This window comes from Burkholderia sp. 3C, assembly GCF_054589155.1.
In genome coordinates this window covers 1-18,768 of sequence record NZ_BAAILN010000066.1, presented here as the reverse complement: position 1 = coordinate 18,768, position 18,768 = coordinate 1, and the positions used below count along the sequence as shown (strand labels likewise).

General features: G+C 56.7%; 18 protein-coding genes and 3 pseudogenes. 9 read left to right on the top strand and 12 right to left on the bottom strand.

The annotated features are described in order from the left end of the window. Nucleotides 1-278: 278 nt before the first annotated feature. Nucleotides 279-434, bottom strand: a pseudogene (locus ACYP33_RS10410) (IS5/IS1182 family transposase); the annotation flags it as partial. 85 nt (nt 435-519) lie between these two features. Between ACYP33_RS10410 and ACYP33_RS10405 the strand changes: the two are divergent. The 3 genes from ACYP33_RS10405 (at nt 520) to ACYP33_RS10395 (ending at nt 3,709) form a co-directional block, all read left to right on the top strand. After that, a complete protein-coding gene (locus tag ACYP33_RS10405) occupies nt 520-771 on the top strand; it encodes a hypothetical protein (RefSeq protein WP_459621461.1) in 252 nt (83 codons plus the stop codon). Nucleotides 772-1,256: 485 nt separating this feature from the next. Next, nucleotides 1,257-2,834: an AAA family ATPase gene (locus ACYP33_RS10400; protein WP_459621460.1), complete on the top strand. Its 1,578-nt coding sequence runs from the start codon at nt 1,257-1,259 to the stop codon at nt 2,832-2,834. After that, a complete protein-coding gene (locus ACYP33_RS10395; protein ID WP_459621458.1) occupies nt 2,831-3,709 on the top strand; it encodes an HNH endonuclease in 879 nt (292 codons plus the stop codon). The genes ACYP33_RS10400 and ACYP33_RS10395 overlap by 4 nt, the downstream gene beginning before the upstream one ends. A 441-nt stretch (nt 3,710-4,150) precedes the next feature. On the opposite strand, the gene ACYP33_RS10390 is transcribed toward ACYP33_RS10395, so the two are convergent. Next, nucleotides 4,151-5,335 (bottom strand): toxin-antitoxin system YwqK family antitoxin, encoded by a 1,185-nt coding sequence (locus ACYP33_RS10390; RefSeq protein WP_459621456.1) that lies wholly within the window; start codon nt 5,333-5,335, stop codon nt 4,151-4,153. A 142-nt stretch (nt 5,336-5,477) separates the two neighbouring features. Continuing rightward, entirely contained in the window at nt 5,478-7,250 is a 1,773-nt protein-coding gene (locus ACYP33_RS10385; protein WP_459621454.1) for a hypothetical protein, read from the bottom strand. Between the two features lie 582 nt (nt 7,251-7,832). Here ACYP33_RS10385 and ACYP33_RS10380 point away from each other — a divergent pair. Then, a complete protein-coding gene (locus ACYP33_RS10380) occupies nt 7,833-8,090 on the top strand; it encodes a helix-turn-helix domain-containing protein (RefSeq protein ID WP_459621452.1) in 258 nt (85 codons plus the stop codon). Between the two features lie 3 nt (nt 8,091-8,093). On the opposite strand, the gene ACYP33_RS10375 is transcribed toward ACYP33_RS10380, so the two are convergent. From ACYP33_RS10375 to ACYP33_RS10340, 8 genes and pseudogenes are all read right to left on the bottom strand, one after another. Next, a complete protein-coding gene (locus tag ACYP33_RS10375) occupies nt 8,094-8,393 on the bottom strand; it encodes a hypothetical protein (protein ID WP_459621450.1) in 300 nt (99 codons plus the stop codon). Nucleotides 8,394-8,490: 97 nt separating this feature from the next. Further along, nucleotides 8,491-9,297, bottom strand: coding sequence for a DUF4942 domain-containing protein (locus ACYP33_RS10370; RefSeq protein ID WP_459621449.1), 807 nt, complete (start codon nt 9,295-9,297; stop codon nt 8,491-8,493). Nucleotides 9,298-9,359: 62 nt separating this feature from the next. Then, nucleotides 9,360-10,379, bottom strand: coding sequence for a hypothetical protein (locus ACYP33_RS10365; protein ID WP_459621447.1), 1,020 nt, complete (start codon nt 10,377-10,379; stop codon nt 9,360-9,362). Beyond that, nucleotides 10,376-11,280, bottom strand: a pseudogene (locus ACYP33_RS10360) (recombination directionality factor). The gene ACYP33_RS10365 and the pseudogene ACYP33_RS10360 overlap by 4 nt, the downstream one beginning before the upstream one ends. Nucleotides 11,281-11,319: 39 nt before the next feature. Next, complete coding sequence (locus ACYP33_RS10355) at nt 11,320-11,547, bottom strand: hypothetical protein (RefSeq protein WP_459621446.1); 228 nt, start codon at nt 11,545-11,547, stop codon at nt 11,320-11,322. Between the two features lie 8 nt (nt 11,548-11,555). Beyond that, entirely contained in the window at nt 11,556-12,551 is a 996-nt protein-coding gene (locus ACYP33_RS10350) for a YqaJ viral recombinase family nuclease (RefSeq protein WP_459621444.1), read from the bottom strand. 71 nt (nt 12,552-12,622) lie between these two features. Then, the gene (locus ACYP33_RS10345; RefSeq protein ID WP_459621442.1) at nt 12,623-13,591 is read right to left on the bottom strand and encodes a DUF932 domain-containing protein; all 969 of its coding nucleotides are present in this window, start codon (nt 13,589-13,591) and stop codon (nt 12,623-12,625) included. A gap of 92 nt (nt 13,592-13,683) precedes the next feature. Continuing rightward, nucleotides 13,684-14,409, bottom strand: a complete 726-nt coding sequence (locus ACYP33_RS10340; protein WP_459621441.1) for a hypothetical protein — start codon at nt 14,407-14,409, stop codon at nt 13,684-13,686. A 228-nt stretch (nt 14,410-14,637) separates the two neighbouring features. On the opposite strand from ACYP33_RS10340, the gene ACYP33_RS10335 reads away from it, so the two are divergent. From ACYP33_RS10335 to ACYP33_RS10315, 5 genes are all read left to right on the top strand, one after another. Next, nucleotides 14,638-15,123, top strand: a complete 486-nt coding sequence (locus ACYP33_RS10335; protein WP_459621440.1) for a glycoside hydrolase family protein — start codon at nt 14,638-14,640, stop codon at nt 15,121-15,123. Continuing rightward, entirely contained in the window at nt 15,120-15,542 is a 423-nt protein-coding gene (locus ACYP33_RS10330) for a hypothetical protein (protein ID WP_459621438.1), read from the top strand. The genes ACYP33_RS10335 and ACYP33_RS10330 overlap by 4 nt, the downstream gene beginning before the upstream one ends. A gap of 115 nt (nt 15,543-15,657) precedes the next feature. Beyond that, entirely contained in the window at nt 15,658-15,864 is a 207-nt protein-coding gene (locus tag ACYP33_RS10325; protein WP_459621436.1) for a hypothetical protein, read from the top strand. 738 nt (nt 15,865-16,602) lie between these two features. Then, nucleotides 16,603-17,550: an abortive infection family protein gene (locus ACYP33_RS10320; RefSeq protein WP_459621434.1), complete on the top strand. Its 948-nt coding sequence runs from the start codon at nt 16,603-16,605 to the stop codon at nt 17,548-17,550. Between the two features lie 41 nt (nt 17,551-17,591). Next, the gene (locus ACYP33_RS10315) at nt 17,592-18,158 is read left to right on the top strand and encodes a hypothetical protein (protein ID WP_459621432.1); all 567 of its coding nucleotides are present in this window, start codon (nt 17,592-17,594) and stop codon (nt 18,156-18,158) included. Nucleotides 18,159-18,389: 231 nt separating this feature from the next. On the opposite strand, the pseudogene ACYP33_RS10310 reads toward ACYP33_RS10315, so the two are convergent. Next, a pseudogene (locus ACYP33_RS10310) lies at nt 18,390-18,485 on the bottom strand (IS5/IS1182 family transposase); the annotation flags it as partial. Nucleotides 18,486-18,768 lie beyond the last annotated feature (283 nt).

Sequence of the window (18,768 nt, the reverse complement as noted above, 5' to 3'; positions counted from 1 at the left end):
CGGTCAGTTTTTGGGACCGATGGCGTACCGGGATTAGTCGTCCGAGACACGGGATGTTCAATGATCGTGGTAGGCGAGATGGAGTGGGCCGGCGGTCTTCAATGGGTCGGCGCATGTCTCGTCGTGTGCGTTGCCGCTCCCTGCATTGCCGAGAATAGGAGATTGGGGTACGACTTTACTTAAAATCGAGCTTTGCGTTACAACTTTAGTTGATGATTGAACACGGGTAGACACAGACTTAGTTGACTGAAGATTTTCTCGTCGGTCTTGTACGACAAGGGCGTAACGCCAACGAATCCGAGCGCTTCTAGCGGCAGCTCTTCGACAAAAGTATCGACGGTCCTGACCGGGTTTTCCTCGGCAACGAAATCGTTCAGACATCCGGGCAGCAATGTCACTTGCTTCCGGTCGTCATCTTCAACGAATCGCTTCAATTGTTCCTCCGACCTTGAAATGCTGGCCGAGGTTTAGGAGATCACGTGAGAGAATGAAGACTCATTTTCATCGACGAGAACGAAAGTGGATCTCCATGTGATCTATACACGACGCGATCGAATCCTTCTGTCGCGCCGCCGATATGAATCGTGGCGACAAATCCAAAATGAGATCGCTGATTACATGACCTCGCTGGGCCCTTGGCTGCCTGAGGATATGGTTGCATACCTTAGCAACGAGCATCTTGGCCTCGACCCGAGTGCGGCCGAACAGGTCGCCACACTATTGGCCTTTGCCGATCCCATCATCGAACTCCAATTCGGGCCGAGCGCCTAGCTCGTGTTTTCACACAGCCTCGGTCGGTCACGACCGGTCGTATCGGACTGCTGCCGGCCATCTACAGACGTCCAATCACGCTCTCAGTTAAGCGTTCTTACGTCGGCTCCGCTCTAGCAGTAGACTGTCGTCCGCCGCCGCTCGCTGGCGCGTTATCGGCCTCTCAAGCTTCCGCACCCGCAATGTTCTCAATTATTGCCACCAGGTGCGTACTGTTGCCCCTGTAGCGCGCGCCTAGGTAGAGGCCCGAAACACCCAGTTCATGTATGCCGGAAGGTGACAAAGCTCGCGTCTCTCTCCATCATTACACGTAATTCCCAGAGTTAGGAGAGCGTGGGTGCCTTTTTCCGCTCGATGAGTATCTTGCTCAGCTTTTCTTGCTTGTGGCAATCTGGGGAGAAATAGAATTGCCTAGCCACGTGATTGCCGGTAGATTTCTGACGCGGAATCTTGATATTTTGATTTTATAGATAAGACGGGTAAAAATGAATTTTTACGTGATTTCTCGCGATTCGAGGGTGGCTGATTATGGTCCAGAATCGGTCATTTTGCAAATTGATCGGTGGAATGATTATTCGTTTGTTACAATGTTTCATATGTCGGCTTGCGATCAGTCTGGAAACAAATACGATATAGGAAATGTAAAGATCGGATTTGTTGGACAAACCACTGAGACCTCTACTCATCAACGGCTTGATAAGCATTTTGAGGAGTTGGACGCCGATTTCTTTTCTCTGGGTGAGGATGTCGAATTTTATAAAAAAATTCGAGAACTGCCGCATGAAATGGGTCGAAGAATACTACTTAGCCTACGAGACATTGTGGTATCACCAGAAATAATAGAAATTGTAAAAGACGAGAAAGTATTCAGCACCTCATTGCTCAGAGGAATTAGTCTTTCATCTGTGAAAGGGCAATTCTCCCGAGTTTTGGATGGTTACCCTGAATTGACCAATTTCGATTTCGAATTTCAACGAGAGAAATCGATAAAAATGGGTGAAATAAATCTTCGGTTCAGTGTAAGGGTTGGTGCCTTGCCAAATACAAATATTCATGCCGTCATCGGACGTAACGGAGTCGGAAAAACGACGTTGCTGAACGATATGATTGATGCGATTATTGGTGAACCGGAAAGCGTGCGATTTGTAGACAGGGGGATGTTTTCAGATCGAGAAATTTCGCGAGACTATTTTAGCAGCCTTGTATCTGTTTCCTTTAGTGCATTCGATCCGTTCAATCCACCGACGGAACAGCCAGATCCAGCAAAGGGTACATGTTATTTCTATATTGGACTGAAAGACTCGAAGGATGATGATAGGCTTCGAAGTATTAGTGAATTGCAGAGCGATTTGACAAAATCCCTGATCATTTGCTTTGCAAATTCAAAAAAGACTAAGCGATGGTTTCACGCAATAGAAAAATTAGGATCGGACGAGAATTTCACCTCTATGGAGTTGGAAATTCTCGAAGAAAAATACCGAGAACTTCGAAAGAAGCTTCGATCAGAGGAGCAGTCTGATAGCGTGGAATTCACGGGTAAATATTTTGATGCAATTCGACCATTTCTAAAGCGGATGAGCTCTGGACATGCCGTTGTTTTGTTGAGCATAACCCGGCTTGTCGCTACCGTTGAGGAGAAAACTTTGGTACTTCTGGACGAGCCGGAGAGCCATTTGCATCCGCCCCTGCTGTCTGCCTTCGTCCGCGCACTCGCCGACCTACTTATCGAACAAAACGGTGTGGCGATAATTGCTACGCATTCCCCTGTCGTTTTGCAAGAAATTCCTCGATCTTGCGTGTGGAAAATGCACCGAGTAGGCCTGAGTGTTGAAGCAAGCAGACCATCTGTAGAAACTTTCGGCGAAAACGTAGGCTTACTTACCAGCGAGGTGTTCAGTCTGGAGGTAGAGCGTTCCGGATTTCATCAATTACTTGCGGACTCCGTTCGGAAAGGTGGTGATTATAATTCAATTATCGAGTCGTACGAGGGCCAACTTGGCTTTGAAGGAAGAGCAATCCTTAAATCCCTTATAGCTGTTCGGGAAAGGGAGCAGCAACTATGATGCGCTTGTCTGAACCAAAATACACAGCAGAACAGGCGGTGGACAAATGCATTGAGGGGATTACGGGAAATAATGTTCTGAAAGCGAAGGTTATGCTAAGCAAATTAAGCTTGGTTCAAGGTAGTGGTCGCTACCTAGAATCGGCGGAAGTCGGAAAGCTGATCGAAATTGTAGCGTTAGATGTGAGGGCGCCTGATGATGTGGCAGTGATTGATCAATTAACAAAGAGCGATTTGATTAAACTGTATGATAATTATTTCTCAAAAATCAAGAAGCCTGCAAGGGATATTTACGATTCTCTATTGAATTCGGCTTTGGAGCGGTGTCCATTTTGCGGTGGGATAGGTATTCCGCGCAATTTGGACCATTTTTTGCCGAAAAGCATTTTCCCACAATTTTCTATTGTTCCGGGTAATTTGGTGCCGTCGTGCCTCGATTGCAATCTTGGCGAAAAAGGGGAGGGGTTTGCACAACTCGAGGAGGAGCAGATAATTCATCCTTACGCCGAAAACGGTCATTTCTTTGACGAGCAATGGATTTTTGCACGGTATAAAGAATCCGGGGACGGCTCACCTGGTGTCTTTGATTACTACGTTGCTCCACCAGGACATTGGAATGAGGTGGATAAGGCACGCGTAGCCGCGCATTTTGTTAAATTCGGTTTGGGCAAGCGCTTTTCAATAAAGGCAGCTGAAGGATTGGGGACGAATTTGAAGCAAATAGAAAGGATGACGCGTCATGGGTTGAGTGATCAGGATGTATGCGAGGTGCTGCTCCAACCGGGAATTGATGAAGCTCCTTTCGTCAATCATTGGCAAAGAGGAAAGTATCAAGCGCTTGCAGAGCACGTCCTAGCTGGAGAGTTGCTGAGATAGTCGACGCGGGAGACCCACGAGCCGCCGAGAGATCATGCTGCGTGCAATGCAAGCGTCTGGCCAGCGGCTAACCGCCGCTTGCCTCGGCGGCGCAGTTGACTGCTTTCGAGGGAGACGAGTTCGCAGCTCTGGCGCATGTCCTCAACAGGTTATGTCGCTCGCCCGCCGACGTGACGGAGACATTAGCGCCGTGGCACTTCAATGGGGCGGTGTACAACGTGTCATTGCCTCGCCAATGCGACTGCACGAATGTCAGCAAACAATCACCGGCTTTACGATCCGCAGAAACGAAGTGCCGCTTTACGTTACGGATTCAAGCGGCCGTTGCCACCACACCAGCAACGACCGGCGGTTCTGGGTCGATTTCGGTCAAAAAAAGATATGGTGAGAGACGAGATGCCGCGTCGCGGCATCTCGTCTTTTAGTTGAGGCAGCGCTCTTCTAGTCCGCTTGCTTTCCCGCCGTGCATGATGAACGCCATTCGTTGAGCTGATCTGCTGTAACGAGTGCATCCTCGCCGTTTTCCTTGCGAAAGACTGTAGTCCAAGCAGATACACAAGCGTCTTCGCTCGGCGATTGCTGGCTTGACGTGCTTGCGGCGGTGGATTGAGACGAGCTTTGTTCTTCTCTGCACTCGGCTTCCCACTGATCAAGTAGCGGAGCATTGATGTTCACATCGGGATTGGTTGCCTCGGCTGCGGTGACGCGTTTGTCGATGCACGCATTGATCACCGGACCCGCTGGTAACACTTGGCCGTTCTGGTACGCCTTCTCGTAGATCAGGCCGCCGTCCGAGCTCCAGCGCTTGACCAAGCCATTGAGCAAGCCGCCTACATATTGGGCCTGACCTGTCAGCTTGCCGGTTTGGGGATCGTAGCTCTGTTCGGTGCCTTCTGGTTTGCCATCGACGAACGTTGCGCGATAGGTCAATTGCTTCCCGTCCGGCGCATAGCGGGTGAAATCGCCCTGGACCTTGCCATCGACATACGAGGCGAGCAAAACTCGATTGCCCGTGTTTTCGTCGAAGCCTTCTTCCTGGCCTTGGACCACGCCAGCATTCCAGTTCGACACATGGACCAACCGGTGCGTGCTCGTGCTGTAGATTTCCTGCCGGCCGTCCGGCTGACCATTTTTGAACGCCACGGTCGCAAGTGGTTGCTTGTCAGTGCCCACCGCATACACCGTCATCTTCCCGTCGGGTTGTCCACCGCTGAACGACATGTCGAGCCGGACGCTATCCGAGTTGCTTGTCTTGCAGACCACGCTGCCATCCAACGCACCATCGTTGACGTGCGCATCGCAGAACACCGGGACAGGTATCCGTGAGTCAGTTGGGAAAAAGTCGATCCCAGTAGCGCGGACATAGTCACTGGTGAGTCCAGGCAAAACCCGCTCGATACTGGAAACCATTTTCTGGAAGCCTGGCTGGTTTGCAAGAATGCTGCCGCTTGGGACGTTCGTCAGTGCTCCCGAGAACGACGAGTTTGAGCCGTCCGCATATACCTTACCGTTGACCAATTCAGCGTTGCGGTAGTCCAGGGTGCTCTTCCCGCATCCAGCGAGATTGGCGACGATCAAAGCTACCGAGACAAACAGCCCTGCCGAGCGCAGACGTGAGTGATTCATGATGAGATCGAGGTTGGGGACTCTTCGGCAGTTCGAAAAGTCTTAAGAAGAAAAAAAGCCGACCGGGATACGGTCGGCATGAGCAAACGGCAGCCAGGCAGCTAACAGTGACGATGCAAGCCCACTGCCGTTGATGTCACGATCATGGCTGTGCGGTGACGACCGAGTTGAGGGCACTCAGCAACGAGGCAGGCAGGCCTGATTGGAACTGGAGAGACTTGTCCGCATAGCTCGTCGGGTACAGCCAACCATCCTGAATGTGCCCTTGGCGCAGCGCCACGATCAGCTTCGCGCCAAGCGCCAGCGGTTGCAGCCGGCCGCTGTTGGCGACCGCAGTAGCGATGTCCGAAGGAGCCAGACTGATGACGAGCACGTTGGGGTTGGTCGGATAGGCTGCCCAGGTGGCAGGTACGCTATCGATCATGGCGCTGTGATCCGCAGACAACTGCATCGAATTGATACCGACGTTCAGCCCGTGCAGGTTGATACCGACCGCTTGCTGGATCGACGTGTAGGTCGTGCTCGAACTGCCGGACGTCATGACGATCGTGCTGCCGTCGAGATAGGCCGGAGTGGATCCGCAGACAGCACCGTTTTGCACGGTTGCGTTGTCGCACATCGGTACCGAGACGGGCAATTCGATTCGATCGGACGCGTAGGTCTGAATTCCGAGATAGCCGGTCGTTCCGCTCGGAAAGGTGGAGCCGGTCAACTGCGATGCATGAGCGAAGTCAAAGAGGCCAGCGACAGGCGGTGCCGCTACGGTCAACGGCTGGCCTGACAGATCGACGGACCGCAGCGCATACGTGAATGCGATGCCTGATGTCGGATCGGTACCCGACAACACCGCCCCGGTGGTAGAAACCGGGAGAGGAGCGAGACGCTGCGTTTCCGTCGTGAAATTCGACCACGATCCGTCTGCCTTGAGCTGATAAGAGCCGCTCAGACCGTCGTACTTGCCACCGTTGTAGGCGCCGAGTTGAACGTCAGTCCAGGTGGTGCTTCCAACCGGCAAATTCTCCTGCTCCGTCGATTGCAGGGTGCCATTGGTGACCTGTCGAACATCCCGCACTAGGGCCTGATTGGTCGAGCCCGGAGCCGGATTAGAGCCGCCGAAGAACGAAACCAGAAAGTCCACGAAGCTGTAGGTTGGCTGGGCCAGCACTTGCGAAGCATCAGCGATTTGATAAACCGGCTTGGCGGCTTGCGTCGCGATGTCCTGCGACGTCACCGAGGTCACGCTGCCTTTGACGACGATGGCATTCAGCACGTTGCGCAGCGTTGCACCATCGACCGCACCGTTGGCGGAAAAGCTGCCGACCTTGTCGACAACCTGCTGGGCGAGCGCCGTAGTCGTGGCGTCATGACCTGCGACGTAGTCGGCATTCGGGTCGATCTGACTGCCGATCAGGCTCTGCACCGCCGCGACTGCCTGAGCGCGACTCAGGCCGGTCTGCATCTGCGCGGCGACCATGGAGGTCAGTGGGCTCACGACCTGAGCGCCGGTGGACTGCACGACCTGAGACAACGTGAACGAAGCGGGGAACTGAAAGCCAGCCGGGCGCAAGAGATCTTTCGTCGCCGTGGTGACTTGTACCAGTAGCGCTTTACCCGTCGGGTCGCCGTTGTACGGAATCGAGAACTGGCCAGTCGCGTCGGTAGTCGCGCTGGGCTCGCCTGAGTCGCAAACGCCGTTGTTGTTCAGATCTAGGCAAGCCACGGCGCCGACAAGGTAGCCGTCGACTGCTTTGCCCGAGACTGCAGTGGTTTGGGGGCTGGTGGGCGTTCCGCCGGAGCCGGTAGCCGGCGACGAGGGAGAGGAGTCGCCACCGCCGCCGCAGGCCGTAAGCGATGCAACGACGGAGATTCCGAGAATGTGTTTGCTAATGAGCCCCGTAGGTCTATTGGCCTTCATTGTTTCACCGTTATTGGGATGTTTAGTGGATAGCTATTGAAAAAACGACAAAAAGACCGGCGAGCCGGTATGCGGAGTACCTCCGGATCAGGCAGTGGAGTTTTTGTTGCCAGAACTCGAGTGGTCAGAATCGGTATGACGCGTCGAAGTCTCGTAGACGACGTCTTCGTCGAGTTTTGTGCCCATGCGTGCTTCCGCATCTAGAGCGTCGGCGCATGCGTGAAAAATTGATGGGCCAAGCAGGCCCGCGGCTCGTAGAGCCATCAATCGGTCCCGTCGCACTCGCATTGGAGATGATGCGTCCCCGATAAAGAGCCATGCGGCGTCCGTCAATGCACGTTTAACGGCACCTCTTCTGGCTAGGTAAGCTGCGCCTGCGAATGGTCCAACGCAAACGGATGCAAACATCCATCCCGAAAGGGGGAGGTCGACGCGATGAGCTTTGAGACGATTCATATCTAGGCATATGGCAGCGGCGGTGGTGATCGCACTGCCTAACCAAAGTAGTGGAAACATGGAGTCCTCCGTAAATATATCGTATACGGATATGGAATATAGCGTATATGTATTTAGAATTTTCGGATGACTCATCCTATCCACGATCCTCGCTACCAGCGCATCGCTTCGCTACTCGCTGAGTTGCGCAAGCAGCGTGGTCTACTGCAGCAGGACGTGGCAGACCGGCTTGGGCGACCGCAAGCTTTCGTCTCGAAGGTAGAGAGCGGTGCCCGCCGTATCGACATGGTCGAACTGCTGGACTTCCTGCGTGCGTTGGATGCGGATCCGCATGGTTTTATCGACGCATTGATGGATCAGCCTCTTTCTTCGTTGCCTCGCTAGTAGTTAGTAATCACTAGGCAAGAGAAGTGTCGTGACCGAGCGATCCCACTCCGTGATGATCCAAACCACCTGTCCGTCGGACAGCTTGTAGCTGGACAAGAGCGCCAGCCCGACCTCAAGGGCCCGCTCATTTTGTTGCCGATCCGATTCCGGCAAATCACCCCAGTCTCCGCGCAGGTGGCGTAGCAACAAGTCAAATATCGTGACCGTCGAGCGCTCGCATGCATGCAATGCTGCGGGCGTGGCAAAAATCCGTCCGAGTTTGAAGCGGGAGCCGGACGGCTTCGTTGGCGGTTGATTCATGAGGTACTCCAATTCATGGATGAGCACGGTCCTCCGGCATGGCCGGCTACCGATTGCGTCAATAGGTAAGGAAAGCGAGGAAGGGCGAGGCGGGGAGTTACCGAGCCTCTGAGGCGAGAGCGTTCGGGTGGTGCTTCGCGAGTATCTGGTTCATCGTATTGACGAGGTCAGGGCGCTTGAACGTCAGATGCCCGTTCCCGTTCTTGAACCAGCGCAGGTGGAAGTAGTCGTTCTCGGCTTCCATCTGCCTCGCTCGCTGCGCGTCAGAGATGAGCGGATAGGCACCGTGCCGGTGATCCGGCTCGGGCTTGGTATCCAGTACGCTGAACACACGGATCAGGTCATCCAGCTCGTCGGTGACGCGGTGATTAATGCTGCCTTGCAGTAGCAGATACTTCACGATGATGCGCTTGCCGAACTTGAAGGGCTGGTTGGTCTTGTAGTCCCAAGATAGTCGTTGGAAGCACTGAAGCACCCCGCGCTCGAACATGTCACCTCGCGCGCCATAGAGCTGCGTGAAGGTGGCCTCGATATTGGCTGCCGTCAGTTCGGGTACATCGCCTTCAGCAATCTGTCGACTCCATTGATCGCGGGCCTGGGCGTCCATGAACGTTCGGAGCCCTGATTCCTTCAGCAGATAATCCCAGCCACGAATGTCGATGATGCGTACCACGGCAGCCTCCGCTTCGTGGCGCTTTGCGTATTCCCCGGTGATGGTGGGGCGCCCGCGGCAGCCGTAGCTTTCATCAAGGACGAGCCGCGGAAATCCAAGGTTCGCCGATTTGGCAAGCTCCTGGGCTTCGTCTAGCAGATCAAGAGCGGCGCGCACGCGCTCGACGACGGCGACGCGTTGATTGGCGAGATTGGCGATGCTGATGCTTTTGACGAGGTCGGTTGAGTCCATAGGTCATGGCGATGGAGAGAGGAGACAGCGAGCAAGAAAAAGCCGGGCGCGAGGCCCGGCTTCTATGCCATCGAGTCGTGTTTTGAGAGTTCCCGGCGCAAGGCCAGAGCGCGAGCCTGCGAACAGGCGAGATGGATACGGATGTCGGCTACGGTGGGGCGCAGCAGGCCAGCCGCCACATCTCGGCGTAGCTGATCCACGGTGACGCTGAGGGGATCAACAGTCGGTATCGGAGGATTCGGCGCATCAGGCTGCACACGACCGGGAGGCACGTCATTGCTACTAACGGTCTCGTCCGCATGCGCCTCCGTATCGCTGGAGACGTCGGCTAGAGTCGCAATGGTCGCCACGACGACTGAATCCTCAGTTTCCGGCCTGCCAGTCGGCGTGGCCGGTGCGGACGGTCGTAGTGCAACAGTCCACAGCACGCAGGCCACGCCTTCGAGCACGGCAGCGAACGCGAGGCTCGTCAGCAGATCAACGCGAGCATTGGTCGTGCCGAGTAGCGCCGAGAGTCGCGACGTGACTGGATCGACCAGTAGTGCGTCGTGGTGCGCGACTGCCTGATCGGTCACGACCTGCCGCCGATGGATATCGTCAGCTTCGGCGTCGAGCGCCGCGATCTTGGCCGTAAGCGTCGCGTGACGACCGGCCTGGGTGGCGCAGTTATTGGGGCAGTAACGCGCGTCCACCGAAGCAAGCTGAGCGGTCACGGCGGCGCGCTCCTGCATGACCACCGTGAGGCTGCGTGTACTAGCCGCGACGGGGGCTACGGGTACCAACGACACGCGTTGCTCGCCGGCGTGTATCTGGGCGAAGACGAAGAACTCCGCGTGCCCATAACACGCTGCCGCCAAACACGCCGCCCATAGCAACCCGCCCACCAAACGCGTCAAGATCGAAGCATTCTGGATCAACGCCGGCAGCAGGTGCGCGCTGATGACGAGCACCAGGCCGATCGCCACCCAGACGAGCCGCTCGGGCACTGTTCCGCCCCGCTGCCAGCCGGCCAAAATCGACAGGCTGAGCGCGGTGGACGTGGCCAGGATCGCCAGCGTGAGCGACCAGCGCTGAACGTTCATGCGGCTTTCCCGGTCAACAACGCCGCTTTGCGCTCGAGCTTGCCGCGCAATGTACTGGGCGTCTCGTCCGGCGTGCGCCCTTCGATCTCTACGCCAGCCGAGTTGCCGGGGAAAAACTCTTCCGCGACGGCGGCGCGTTCGTCCGGGCTGTCTTCGAACGCACCATTGGCGAACCCGAGTCTCGCCGCCGCATCGAGCGCCGCTTGGTCGAACCCGGCGGCGCGCCGCCGTGTATCGACTTCTCTGGCCTGTACGAGCGCACCTTCCAACGTGCTCCCTGGTCGAATTCCGAGGTCGACGTAGTAGATCGCGGACCGGTAGCTTTGCGTGGTCGACTTGCCGCGCAGCTTCAGTTCCAGTGGCAGGCAGGCCAGCAGGTCGCCAGAGACGGCGCGGAAGTAGTGCAAACGCGCCGCCAGCGTTCGAATGCTGTTGTACGACGTGGTGCGCAAGATGAACGAGCCCATTTCGTCGTCGTCGCCGATGAGCACGTTCAGCCGAGCGTAAGGCTTGCAACCACTCTGGCGCCCGAAGACGCAGCCGTCCGGTGACGGACAGGGCAGGGATTCAATACCCGCGTCGGTCGAGCGACGACACGTCTCACCGTTGCCGACGCACACCGGTCGGCCGGTATCGCGATCGAACACCGAGTAATCGGCGCGCAGGTTCAGATCCGGATCGTTGAACAGCATCCGAACTGGTATGGCTCGCAGTTTGCCTTGCGTCGTCTTGCGCAGGCTCTCGTTGAGCGGATGCAGCATCCACTCGCCACGCTGCTGGATTTGCGTCGTAAGGGTGAACTGGTCGTCCTTCTCGGGAAGACGCTTACCGTTCTTTTCAACGATGCGCCCGATGGAAATACGTCCAATGACAGGCGGGTCACCGCCAGACCTTTGATCATGATTAGCCTATAGCTGGAAGAAGGGGGAGGGGAGGCGCACTATTGCGAAAAATGCGCTTCGAGCTTCTCGTGGATCTCGCGCGCCACGCCTTGCCAGGATTCGGCATTGATCAGCGGATGTGCGCCGATCTTTTCCTTGAGCGTGTCGAGCGGAAGGGATGCGACACGTTGCGCGTGCTTGCTGAGGGCATCCATGACGAAGGCCTGCGCAAGTGCGCCGTAGCGCGAGAAGGTCATGATGTCGTCCAGGCATTCGAGATTGGTCATGGTGATCCTCAAGGCGACACGAGAAAGCGCCGGGAGCCGGGCTTCGAGATGGCGTACTGCTCGCGCAGAGACGGGTGATCGGTGAGAAGCCGATCGAGGTCGATCGACGACGAATCCCGACTGCGCTTGAACGACACCGAGCCGGTCTCGAACACCGCACGCGTGGCATCGCCCATGGCTTGCTGAAGGGTTTGCTTGAGCTGCGCTTCGAGCTGCTGCCGCGTTTCAATGTCAGCGCGTACCGCCACCAGATCGGCAAACACTGACGACAGACCGCGATCACCGCTGAAGTCGATCGCTTCGCCATTGCCCGGGTACAGATGGCGTAGCGCACGATCGGCTGACTCCGACCCGTCCGCAGGTGGTGGCGTGTCGGACTGCACGAACTTCCAGAACCGCGCTTCGAGTTCGATGAGCCGGGTGATCAGTGCATCGTCCCGTTCGATGCGGTGGACTTCCAGGGCTTGACCACACAACAGCACTGCAACATGGGCGGCCGCCTTGCCTGTTACGGCGAGCTGGTGCTGAACCTGGACCTGCACGTATTCCGGGACACCTTCGCGCCAAAGACGGGCGCCGAATTCGCCCGCGGTCTTGCACTCCAGAATCTGCACATCGGGTGCGCCCACGATCTCTCGATCGATATTGGCGAGCAGCCATGGAATCGTTGAATGCCGAAGCACAGCGTTGACCTTGCGAACCTTGTTGCCGGTTTGCTGCGTATATACAGCCGCGACGATGGGTTCGAGCAGGGTTCCCCAATACGTCGGTGCGGTCGTGTCGGCAGGGTCGGGCCGGGGCATGCCGTCTGCCCGTCCGGTTTTGTCGAGCCACAGTTCGAGCGGGCTCATGTAGGGATTGAGGCCAACGGCTGCCGCTGCGTCTGACCCGCCGATCCCGGTACGTCGGACCTCAAGCCATTCTTTGCGAGACAGATTGTCAGTCTTGACCAGGCGCAGTGCACCGCGCCGCGATCGGCCATGATTGGATGGAGTCGCACTCATGAAGTCTCCAAAAACAGAAAGGCCCGGCAGGCGAACCTGGCCGGGCCAACGGTGAGGGGATACGGGAGCATTTACGCGACAAGCTTGAGGGCTTCGTCCCAGGCGCGCTGTTTCAGCAGCGAACCGGCGCCGAACCAAGCCGCGTCGCGACGATGGTCATCGCTGCGTGCGCGCCGGTGATGATCGACATACTCCGTTACCGCATTGACCAAACCCCAGGCGGTGTTGGATGCCGATGCGAGATCGGAGCCCTTGCCGCGGCCGGTATACAGCTGAGCGACGGCCTTGATCGCCCGTTCGTTCACGGCAAGTGCGTCGCGATCCACCACGTTGGTCGTGGGATAGGTGAGCACACGTCGCAGATAGGTCTCCGCGGTCGTTGCATTGACCTTTCGGTCGGCGAGGGCTTTGGTGCGTGCCATGAAGGCGTCCCAGGACGACACGGCGATGCCGAGCTGACGCTTGACCGCTTGGGCATCGAATTGGGTTCGATGGGATACCTTGACTGCACCGACGCTGTCGTGACCGAGGGCAATCTGCAGGGTGTTGTTGCAGACCACACGTACGCTTGTGAATTGAGCTGTGGTTGCCAGAGTTCCATCGCACGCAGTCGCCAACAGCAAGTAACCGTTGATCTGATCATTGCCCTTGAGCGTTGCGCTTTGGCCGGTGCGCGCGAGCGCCCAAAGCTTGCGTCCTTCCTTGAGCACACCCGCCGTTTCGAGCTTGAAGCCGCCGATCTCGGTGAGGTCTCGATAAAACTCGAGGATCTCCCGCGGTTGCACGACCTGGTATCGCGCGGAGACAACCGACAGCGGCGCTTTGTTGTCGGAGCGGTAGAGCACCTTCTGATCAGGAAACGCGTGAATCGCTCCGATGCCGGCGGCGCCCGTTACGAAGCGGACTTCGGATGATTCGATGGTCCAGTTCATGCCGGCGCTGTCGGCCCAGACTTCGATCGGCTGGTTGGGGGCAAGGCGATGGCCGAGGCCGTGCCAAGGTTCTTGGCCGGTATAGGCCATGGTTTGGACGAGATGCATGTGTGCTCCTGATGGGAAATAGGCGAGGGCATACAGCCCGGCTATCGCCGGACGAGAATGGTGATCGAGGGAAAAGCGAAGATGTGCGGCGTCTAGTTGAACGTGGCGCTGAAGGCGTGGCCGCAGGCGAGGCAGAGGTGGTTGTCGAGCACGTTGTCGTCGATGGCGCCGCCCACTGCGGAGCCCGCGGCACAGCCTGCTGCGCTACCGACGAGGCCGGCAAGGACCGCGCCGGCCAGGCCGCCGAATACGGTCCCGATGGGGCCGGCCACCGAACCGACGATCGCGCCGGTTTCGGCGCCTGCCAGTGCCGCGGCCATGCCGCCGGTTGCTCCGGCGACGCTGCCGATCGTACTGCCCGCTTTGCGAGCTCGATTCCGCGTGTCGATGCGTGATGACAGACAGCGTGGGCAGCGGAGCGCAGACGTCGCGGGCGCGCGAGGTGCCGCATTGGAAACCGGTGACTCTTGTGTTGCCGCTCCGAAGATCGGCGATCCGGTGGAGTCGAAGACGTTGTCGCGAGCGTTATCGTCGGATCGAAACGACGGCGACGTTGTCTTGTGCGGCTCGAAGTGGAAACTGACGTCGTCAGCTTCGTCGAACTCGTCGTATGCCGTATCGAAAGCGTGTCGCGCATACGCAGCTTCTGCTGCCTGCTCGTTCACGTCGTCATGGTCATCAGAAGGGAACAATGCAGGTGAGGCCGGCTTAGCAGGCCGGCGATTGTTTTTGGCCAGCCAGTAGAGGCCCAGCGTGAGGGTAAGGACCAGCGCGACCGTCAGCGCGGCCGACGCAACGTAATAGATGATGGGTGACACGATATCTCCTGAGCGATGTGCGCCGATGGGTAGGGCAGCGGCGGAGCGGCCGTGGTTGGCCTTGCTCGAGGGAGTGATATGGGACTGAGATTTTTTAGATTCGACCGCCGAGCCGTGTCGTCGCAGCTCAATCTGCGGAAATGCGACAATAGATCTCGCATCATCCATAACAGAATGAGAGAGGGCCGAAGTCATGCCAGCCAACCCAACCCGAATGCGAGCCTATCGATGAGCTCGGCAGGATACGCGCAGCTTCGTGTGAACGAGGGCGTCGTGATGGGGTACTACAACGATGCGCCGCAGAACGGCAACTGCACATGGGGTGTTGGGACGCTTGCGCACCGTGGGCCGTGTACGGCGGAAGAATTGCAGCGCACGGTGACGACCGAGCAAGTCAACGCTGTGTTGCGCACGCGAGTCCAGGATGCGGAAAGAAAAGTACGCGCTGTGGTCAACGTACATCCACTGACGCAGGCGCAATTCGATGCAGCCGTCTCGTTCGCGTATAACTCCGCGACGGCTAACACCAGGACGACGCTAGCCCCCGCCAACCGAGGCGATATGGCTGCTGTCGCTGATCACATGTCGCGCAATGTGATGATTACGCCACGTGACAGCAACGGCCGCCCCTCCGGTCCGGCTCGACTGAGTCGCGGGCTGGTAACGCGCCGCCAGCGTGAATCGGCACCGTTTCGGCCGCAGGCGGGGCAATGATGACGAGACTTAAATCAGCACTGCTTCTGTATGTCGTTGCTGCCTCGGTAAGCGCTCATGCAGCGAGTCAGTCGAATCCGTTTGTGGGTTCGTGGGTCGTGCAAGACGTTGTGGGATATAGCGACACGTCGGGTGGGCCGCCTGAGGCGAAGCGTCTGCTCGGCAAGACGATCAAGATCGCAAAGAACGAGATCGATTTTGACGGACAGCAATGCCAGCCATCCGATGGCTTCACAGTCTCGACAGTGGACACGGCTCCCAAGCTTCTGGATTATTACCAGATAGCCGTTGCAGATGCCGGACTACCGCAGAAGACCTTGTTGCTAGACAGCTCGGCCTGCGCGCCGATATTTCGGATGGACTCCCATCGAATCGTATTTGGTTGGGATGGAGTCATCATGCGAGCGGTGAAACGCTGAACGAGGGATAAAAACTGTTGCTTGACCAGCAATTGTTTGTATCGTTCGAAGGATCTCTCGATACGGCCCTTCGAGCCTGGCCAAAATTCGATAACGTCAACAATCGACTCACTGCTTGAATGGCTACAAAATTCCGCCGCAGGTCACCTTCGGCGCTCGCGGCGGCTGCCGCATCCTTGCCGGTGTATCCTTGGTCCGCGAAAACGAGTTGCACCGGTTTGTCCGTCGCTTGCTGGGCTTGTTGCGCCAGTTCCTGAATACGCCCGGTGCATCATGCCGATATTTCTCGAGCAGAGTTGACCACACGATCACGTTCGACTGACCAGTCTCGTCCTCCAAACCGCTGGTGGTGTGCGTGGGCACCTTCGAAAGATGCTGATGAGGCTTCTGGCGGGAATTCGGGCTCACCACAAGTACGTGTGTGCATACGACGTTTGGCTCAAAAACATGCGCATCTTGCCACGCGTGTGAGGCCGCTCAACGGAATTGGGACGCGGCTGCGGCCGGGTTTTTTGCGCGCATCGTCAAGTCCGTTAATCCCCATTGGCAGACTTGATTAATGCTCTAGAATCCCGTCAGACCACATTACCCAGCGTAGATATGTGGTCGCCTCCATCGATGTGGCGGCTAGTGCTTCCGGGGCGCGTAAGGCCGCCAGCAGCGGACATGCGGCGACGCAGTGCGCATTCGTAACGCAAGGAGCTCGACATGGTCTACTGCACTGCAACGTGATGCACACCGGTTGCCTGGTGGTGCGCATTCGGCGGGCTCGTAATCGGCGTGGCGGCGGCGTTTGCCTGGGCCTGGTCGACCCGCGCGCCGTGGGACCCACTAAACGGAGACCCGCACGCGATCCTTTCGCCGGATCCTGGACTCCAGCAACAGCAGTTGAATGCGGGCGACGTGCGCCAAGCGATGGAATCCGCGCGCCGCAACCGGATCGCCGCACGCCTAACCTTGATCGCTGTGGCGCTTAGCTCGGTCGCTTCGCTACTGAGCATCACATCGCGGAATTGAGTGACGAAGACAAACGAATGGCGAACGCAGACAAAGTCGCGAAATGAGAAACCTGATTAAAGACCGGGCCGCACGGCTCAGACGGATTGAAGGCAAAGAAGCCAATATCAGAAAAATGGCTCGCGAGTTTGTCGCGGCGCTGCGGGAGGAGATGGACGATCTTAATGTGAGCGGCTCGAGTCGCTCCGTGCTGGTCGCCCATCCCGATGGCGGTAAGGGCATGTCGATCCCCGCTTGGCTGAATTACTCGGACGGCGGCGTAGTCGTTGTCTATCAACCGGAAGGCACGGTGCTTTGGGAGGAGCCCGGTCCTCCTTGGGCGACTGATGGATGGTGTTGGACGTATCTCGACGACTGCAGAACGGATTGGTTGCAACAACTGCTCGACCCAGACGTCATCGCATCGTTGATCGATAGTCTTGGTGGTGATGACATTGGTGCCCGAGAAGTGAAGATTGATGAGACGCTCGCCTCCGTTCAGGCTGCACTCTCGATCGAAACGGCCGCAATCGATACTGAAATGGTTGCAAGTCTCGTCACGGCTGGCGATGACAACCTGTCCCGTTTGTGGCGAGAAGCGGTGGATGCCACGAACCAAGACAGCGCCGACGCATTGACTCGTTGTAGCCGGTTCATGGAGGCCGTGTGTTCCACGATCTTGCGAGAACGGGGGATGGTGCTGCCTAGAGACAAGTCGATGTCCCCTCTCGTGAAGACATGCTTGGAGACGCTCGCGTGGCCGGCCGAGAAAGAAGCCGAAGAGGACGTGAGGAAGCTGCTCGGCGGTATCCAGTCGATCACCCAAGGAATCGGCGCTCTGCGCACGCACTTCGGCACCGCCCACGGCGCGAATAGTCATTTGCCGCCGCTCGATCGAGGCTACGCCGTATTCGTGAAACAGGCGACTGTGGCCGCTGCCACGTTCTTGCTCGATCGTCATCAGGCCAGTTCGCTGACGGCAAGTGGTCCAAGCGATAGGCCAATCGTCTAGGGTAGTGTTATGTTTAATTTTGATTTGAATCGTCACTATCAATGAAATTCATTGTTATGTTCGCGGTATGTTTTCTGTCCGCTTGCGCACTCGAATATACGAAATATGATGTTGTGCTTTTTTGGGGGCATCTGGTCGTCACTATCTCTCTTCTGAGTATCAGCATTGCTGCGATATCGAGTGCCTCAGCCACTGCGAATCGTCGTGGAGTAATTTTGGGAGGTGCATCTTTCTTGTTGATCGTCGTGCCCCTGGTTTTGCTATTTTCGAACCGATATTGGCACTGGATTCCCATGCTAGACATCAGGTTTCACGCGGCGAGTTATGAGGCATGCAAGCGGGACGCGGTAACGTTCGACGACAATCAAAAATTGAGTGTGTGTTGGCAAGATATTCGCTGGGAGGGATGGGGGTTTACCGAGGCGCTTATATACGACTCGAGCGACCAGGTTGCATCTGGTTCAAATCATTACAGCCTGGGCTGGCGGGCATCTGCCCGCTCGTTAGCCGGGAAAGCTCCATTCGGGATACTTGGCTTCGAAGCAAGTCCTCTGGGGAGGCATTTTTATTTTGTTACATTTTACGAAGATATTTCTAATAATTTTTGAGATTATATAAAATGGTCGGCGTGTTATGTGTTTGGATTAATAATGGTGTGCCCGTGTTGACTCAGTTTGTCGAATTAAATTGTTGATTGGTTTGGGGTAAAAATAAAATAAATGTTCGGAGTTCTGCCATTTATCCGGTGGTAATTGGAAAACCCGTAGTTCAGCCTGGAGCCAACAGATGGAGTATTTGGTCGTTCCCGAGGGATGCAGCCCAGAGCGTGTTATGTACTTTCAAAAATACTGGGCAGCGCGGGCGAGCATCAACGAGGCAAAGGCGACGAAGTGCGAATTAGCTAAAGTTTCAGGCAGACGCTCGTAGTCACTCGCGCAGCCTGCGCAGTGCGTTATCTCGCAGTTCTTATTGCCACTGCGGTGCGGGTGCCACGAAGCCTCATTCTTTATCAGTCACATCACTTGGGTAGGGGCAGCGTTTTTCCATCCTTGTTCTACCCTGAGAAGATAAAAAATACACCGACGTCCCCCCGGTTTCAGTAGCACTCGGCTTTGGAGCCCGGAGTTAATTTAGCTGCGTTTGCCATCAACTGACGGGCGTAGTTTGCAGGCGTCAGCCCGCCCAGCGATTTCTTCGGCCGTTCCTCGTTGTACTCTC